General features: G+C 70.3%; 5 protein-coding genes. 3 read left to right on the top strand and 2 right to left on the bottom strand.

All coding sequences use genetic code 11. The features are described from left to right. The coding region (locus ACFWX1_RS45605; protein ID WP_378396184.1) for an SPFH domain-containing protein at window positions 1–1083 on the top strand (1083 nt) is incomplete at its 5' end. 33 nt (window positions 1084–1116) lie between these two features. Continuing rightward, window positions 1117–2259 carry a hypothetical protein gene (locus ACFWX1_RS45610; RefSeq protein WP_378396185.1) on the top strand — a complete coding sequence of 381 codons (1143 nt, stop codon included), beginning with the start codon at window positions 1117–1119 and terminating at the stop codon, window positions 2257–2259. 9 nt (window positions 2260–2268) lie between these two features. Here the strand turns inward: ACFWX1_RS45610 and ACFWX1_RS45615 are convergent, their stop codons facing one another. Together ACFWX1_RS45615 and ACFWX1_RS45620 are read right to left on the bottom strand one after the other, a co-directional pair. Further along, a complete protein-coding gene (locus ACFWX1_RS45615; protein WP_378396186.1) occupies window positions 2269–2838 on the bottom strand; it encodes a TetR/AcrR family transcriptional regulator in 570 nt (189 codons plus the stop codon). A 94-nt stretch (window positions 2839–2932) separates the two neighbouring features. Continuing rightward, window positions 2933–3646 (bottom strand): TetR/AcrR family transcriptional regulator, encoded by a 714-nt coding sequence (locus ACFWX1_RS45620; protein ID WP_378396187.1) that lies wholly within the window; start codon window positions 3644–3646, stop codon window positions 2933–2935. Between the two features lie 100 nt (window positions 3647–3746). Between ACFWX1_RS45620 and ACFWX1_RS45625 the strand changes: the two genes are divergently transcribed. After that, window positions 3747–5276: an FAD-dependent monooxygenase gene (locus tag ACFWX1_RS45625; protein ID WP_378396188.1), complete on the top strand. Its 1530-nt coding sequence runs from the start codon at window positions 3747–3749 to the stop codon at window positions 5274–5276. Window positions 5277–5448 lie beyond the last annotated feature (172 nt).

Genomic DNA, 5448 nt, shown 5'->3' on the forward strand with positions numbered 1-5448 from the left:
GACAGCCGCGACACGATCGTCTGGCGGTTTCCCCGGTACGAGAACGAAATCAAGATGGGCGCCAAGCTCACCGTGCGCGAGTCGCAGGCGGCCGTCTTCGTCAACGAGGGCCAGGTCGCCGACGCCTATCCGCCGGGCATGTACACGCTGCAGACGCAGAACATGCCGATCCTGTCCACGCTCAAGGGCTGGAAGTACGGCTTCGACTCGCCGTTCAAGGCCGAGGTCTACTTCGTCAACACCCGTCAGTTCACCGACCTGAAGTGGGGCACCCCGAACCCGGTGATCGTGCGCGATCCGGAGTTCGGCATGGTCCGGCTCCGCGCGTTCGGCGGGTACTCGCTGCGGGTGATCGACCCGCCCGCGCTGCTGCGCGAGCTGGCCGGGACCGACCCGCAGTTCCGCACCGAAGAGGTCGAGGAGCACCTTCGTCAGCTGATCGTCAGCAGACTCGGCAACGCGCTCGCGACGGCCGGGGTGCCGATGCTCGACCTGGCCACCCAGCAGGTCCAGATCGGCGACCGGCTCGCGGGCGTGCTCAGCCAGGAACTCGCGCAGTCCGGGATCCAGATCCCGAAGTTCTTCATCGAGAACATCTCGCTGCCGCCCGAGGTCGAGGCCGCGATCGACAAGCGCAGCCAGATGGGCATCGTCGGCAACCTCGACCAGTACACGCAGTTCCAGTCCGCGCAGGCGATCGAGGCCGCCGCGTACAACGAGGGTGGCGCGGGCGAGGGCCTCGGCATCGGGCTGGGCATGGCGCTCGGCCAGCGTGCCGCGGGAGCCGGGACCGCGCCTCAGCAGCCTCAATGCGCGCCCCAGCAACAACCTCAATACGCGCCGCAGCAGGCGCCCGCGGGTCCGCCGCCGCTGCCGCAGGCCGAGCAGTGGTTCCTCGGCGCGAACGGCCAGCAGCTCGGCCCGTTCGACCGGGCCCAGCTCGGTCAGCAGGCCGCGGGCGGAACGCTGCGCGCCGACACGCTCGTGTGGCGGGCCGGGATGGCGGGCTGGCTGCCTGCCGGCCAGGTGCCCGAGGTGGCTCCGTTGCTGGCCAGCACCCCTCCGCCGTTGCCGCCGCAGTAGCACCGGCCGCAGCGATCGTCAGGAGGGGGACCGATGACCGATCCCTACGCACAGCAACGTCAGCAGCCCGGCCCGGTCGCCGCGCACACCTATCCGTGCGGCGGCTGCGGTGCCCGGGTCCAGTTCGCACCCGGCACCAGCGTGCTCAAGTGCCCGTACTGCGGATTCCGGCAGCAGATCGAGGTCGGCGACAGGCAGATCCGCGAGATCCCGATCGCCGAACTGGCCGTGCTGCCCAGGAAACCGGTCGGCAGCATCGGCGCGTACGTGCTGGCGTGCCAGCGTTGCGCCGCGCGGACGGAGACGAACGAGACCGCGAGCCTGTGCCAGTTCTGCGGTTCGCCGCTGGTCGTGGACGCCACGGCGAGCGGGCAGATCGTGCCGGAGGGCGTGCTCCCGTTCCAGCTCGACCGAGGCCGGATGCGCGACGCGCTGGGCCGATGGACCTCGTCGCGCTGGTTCGCGCCGGGCGCGCTGAAAAAGGTGACCGAGGCCGAATCGACCAAGAGCACCTACGTTCCCCATTGGACATACGACTCGCAGACCGTGTCGGCCTACACGGGTGCGCGGGGCGAGCACTACTACGTCACCGAGTACTACACCGACAGCGACGGCAACCGGAAATCCCGTCAGGTCCGCCGGACCCGCTGGTATCCGGCGGCGGGCACGGTCGGGCGCGCGTTCGACGACGTGCTGGTGCCCGGCAGTCTCCTGCTCCCGGTGAAGCGGCTGGACGATCTCGCGCCGTGGCCGTTGCTCGAAGCCGCGCCGTACCAGCCGCAGTATCTCGCCGGGCATTTCGCGCTGCGCTACGACGTCGAGCCCGAAAACGGCTTCGAAGAGGCGAAGCGCCGGATGGCGCCGGTCATCGCCGAGGACTGCCGCCGCGACATCGGCGGTGACGTGCAGCGGGTCGATTCCGTCAACACCCGGCACGACGCCGTGACGTTCAAGCTGATGCTGCTCCCGGTGTGGATCGCCACCTACGTCTACGCGGGCAAGAACTGGCAGGTGCTGGTCAACGGCCGGACCGGCGAGGTGCACGGCGAACGCCCGTACAGCAAGGTGAAGATCGCGATCGCGGTCGTCGTCGCGCTCGTCGTGCTGGGTGTCGCGGCGTACTTCCTCTTCCGCACCACCGGGCATCCGGGCGCGGCCACTTCGCGGCACCACTGACCGGCGGGGTCAGAGCTCCCGCAGACTGTCCAATTCGGACTCGAAGAGGGCGGCGGGGTCGAGGTCCATCCCGGCGAAGTGGCCGGCGAGTTCCAGGGAGAGCACGCCGTGCACGCGTGTCCAGAAGGCCATCGCGTGCCGCGTCGCGGTCTCCGTGTCCGGCGAGGCGGCGAGCAGCAGCGCCATGATCTCCTCGGAGATCGTCGTGGTGTCGGCGGGCGCGTGGTAGCCGGGCACGGGTGTGCCGTAGATGAGGAAGTACCGCTGAGGATCCTCGAGTGCCCATTCGCGCACGGTACGGCCCAGGCGGGGGAGATCGGCGTCGCCGTCCGCAGCGACTCCGGCCAGGGTGTCGGCCAGGCTGCGGTAGGCGTCCCGGATGAGTTCGGTGATCAGGTCGTGGCGGCTGGCGTAGTAGCGGTAGAGCGCGGGCCCGCTCATGCCCAGGTGCTTGGCGATCGCGTTGAGCGACAACGCGGACGCTCCCGACGTGGCGATCTGCTCCCACGCCTGCTCCTTGATCTCCGTGCGCATCTGCGCCCGGTACCGCTCGCGTGGCGACGTCGCGGCGTTCGCCATGGCCACCTCCGTCCATATGGTTACAAGCCTTAACCAAGGATAGTAGCTGTAAAGGACGCTGGTTTCGGGTGGACCAGGGTCGAAGGGCGCTAGATCAGCGTCCTTCCATGCTCGCCGCGAGGCCGGCGAGGACGCGGTCGAGGCCGAGTGCGAAACCGCGTTCCAGCCGGTCCGCCGCGTGCGGGCTCTCGGCTTCGACGATGACGCGGGTGAAGCGCGGATAGCGGCCGCTGCCGATGATCGCCGGGCCGTACTCGCCCTGCTGTTCCATCCAGGCGTCGTGGCTCAGGCCGGTGCGGCGGACGGCCTCCTCCTCGGCCAGTTCGGCGAGGACGTGGCCGCGGACGAACGCGGAAACCGTGTCGAGGCAGAGCAGCATCTCGTCGGCGGACAGGTCGAGCCCGTCGAACACCGACAAGGCCTGTTCCAGTCCCGCGAGACTGTGCGGGCCGTGCGTCGGCCTGCCCGCGGACAGCCCGGCGAACCAGCGGTGCCGCAGCGCCGTCTCCCGCTGCAGGTGGGCCAGTGTGGCCAGGTCGGCACGCCAGTCGCCGCTGGGCGAGAAACCGGTCCGCTCGCCCAGTACGGCGTCGATCATCAGCTCGAAGATCTCGTCCTTCTTGCGGACATACCGGTAGAGCGACGCCGTGCCCGCGCCGAGTTCGGTGGCGATCCGGCGCATCGACAACGCGTCGAGCCCCTCGGCGTCGGCGATCCGCACGGCGGCCTTCGCGACGTCGTCTCGGCTGAACGCCGGTTTGGGGCCCCTGCTCCCGTGCTCGGGCCGCATCCAGATCACCTCGTCCACGACCGTGATTATTGCGAACGACGTTCGGGGTTTGCTAGCCTGGGTCAACTGCGAACATCGTTTCTAGTTTTTGTGGCTGGCAGAGTTTGGTGGGGGAGACATGGACTACGACGTCGTCGTCGCGGGCGCGGGGCCGGTCGGCCTGCTGCTCGCGGCGGAACTGCGGCTCGGCGGAGCGCGGGTGCTGGTGCTCGAACGCGAAAGCGATCCGGCGCAGCCGCGGAAGGCGGGTTCGATGGGCGCGCGTGCCCTCAACGGGCCGGCGGTCGCCGCGTTGCACCTGCGTGGTCTCGTGCCCGCGATCCGCGAGAACGCCTTCTTCTGGTACGACCCGGAAGAAGCGCGGGAGCCAGGGCCGGAGGGCGCGGAAGCCGGGGAGGTGTTCGTCGGGCATTTCGCCGGGATCGGCATCCGCGCGGATCGGCTGGACTTCGCCGATCCCGAGTTCACCGGGGAACCGCTCAGCGCCGGGGTCGTCGCCCAGCAGGACCTCGAAACCGTGCTCGCCCGTCATGCGCGGGAACTCGGTGCCGAAATCCGCCGGGGCGTGGCGGTGACGGGGTTCGCCGCCGAGGAGGACCGGGTCCGGGTACGGGCGGGGGGCGAGGAGATCGAGGCGGGCTGGCTGGTCGGCTGCGATGGCGGCCGCAGTACGGTCCGCAAGCTCGCCGGGTTCGATTTTCCCGGTGTAGACCCGATTTTCACCGGACGACAGGCCATTGTGGACATGGAAGGCGGTGAAGAGCTGACGGCGCCGGACTGGCGGCCGGGTGTGAACGGGTCCTATGTGGTCGGTGGCTGGGCCGAGGACGGCAAGTCGCGCGTGCACGTCGTCGAGTTCACCCCGCCGCCCGCCGATCGAGATTCCGAGGTCACCGCCGCCGAGCTACAGGACAGCCTGCGCCGGGTGAGCGGAATCGACGTCACGGTCACCGCCGTCCACGCCGCGACCCGCTACGCCGACACCACCCGCCAGGCGGAAACCTACCGCCGCGGCCGGGTCCTGATCGCGGGCGACGCCGCCCACGTGCATTCGCCGGCGGGCGGCCAGGGGCTCAACCTCGGCCTCGGCGACGCGATGAATCTCGGCTGGAAGCTCGCCGCCGTCGCGCGGGGTTTCGCGCCCGAGTCCCTTGTGGACACTTACACCGCGGAAAGGTGGCCGATCGGCGCCTGGGTCCAGCGGTGGAGCATGGCGCAGACGGCGGTCAGCGTGCCCGGCGATCCCCGCGTCACCGCGTTGCGCGGCGTGCTGGCCGATCTTCTCGACACCCCGCACGGCGCGACGTACGTGGTCAAGAAGATCGGTGGCGGCTGGCAGCGCTACGACCTCCCCGGCGACCATCCCCTGATCGGCGGCCGGGCACCCGACTTCGCGTTGGTCGACGGGACAACTTTCGCCCAGCACGCCGCGACGGGCGCGGGAATCGTGCTCGATCCTCGTGGCGAAACAGGCGAAATCGCCGAACCGTGGGGCGACCGGGTCACGGTCGTCGCCGCGGCGCCCGTCCAGTTCCCCGACGCGCCGCCCGCGTTCGTCCGCCCGGACGGCTACATCGCTTGGGTGGGCGGGGGACAGGAGACGCTGGCGGAGTCCTTGCGGCGCTGGCTCGGCGAACCTTCCCATTGACGGCTTCGCGGTAAAGGCGGAGCGACCTCGGCTGTGGGGGGGGGGCCCGGGGGTGGGGCGGGGTGGGTCGGCACTCCGGCGCGGCGCGGTTGCGGAGCGCAGGCGCGGGGGAGGTTCGTACGCCCGCCGCGGTGAGGGCTGCCGAGGCGATGGTGGGTGCACTGTCCGAAGG

Source organism: Amycolatopsis sp. NPDC059021 (assembly GCF_042739895.1).
In the GTDB taxonomy this organism is placed as follows: domain Bacteria; phylum Actinomycetota; class Actinomycetes; order Mycobacteriales; family Pseudonocardiaceae; genus Amycolatopsis.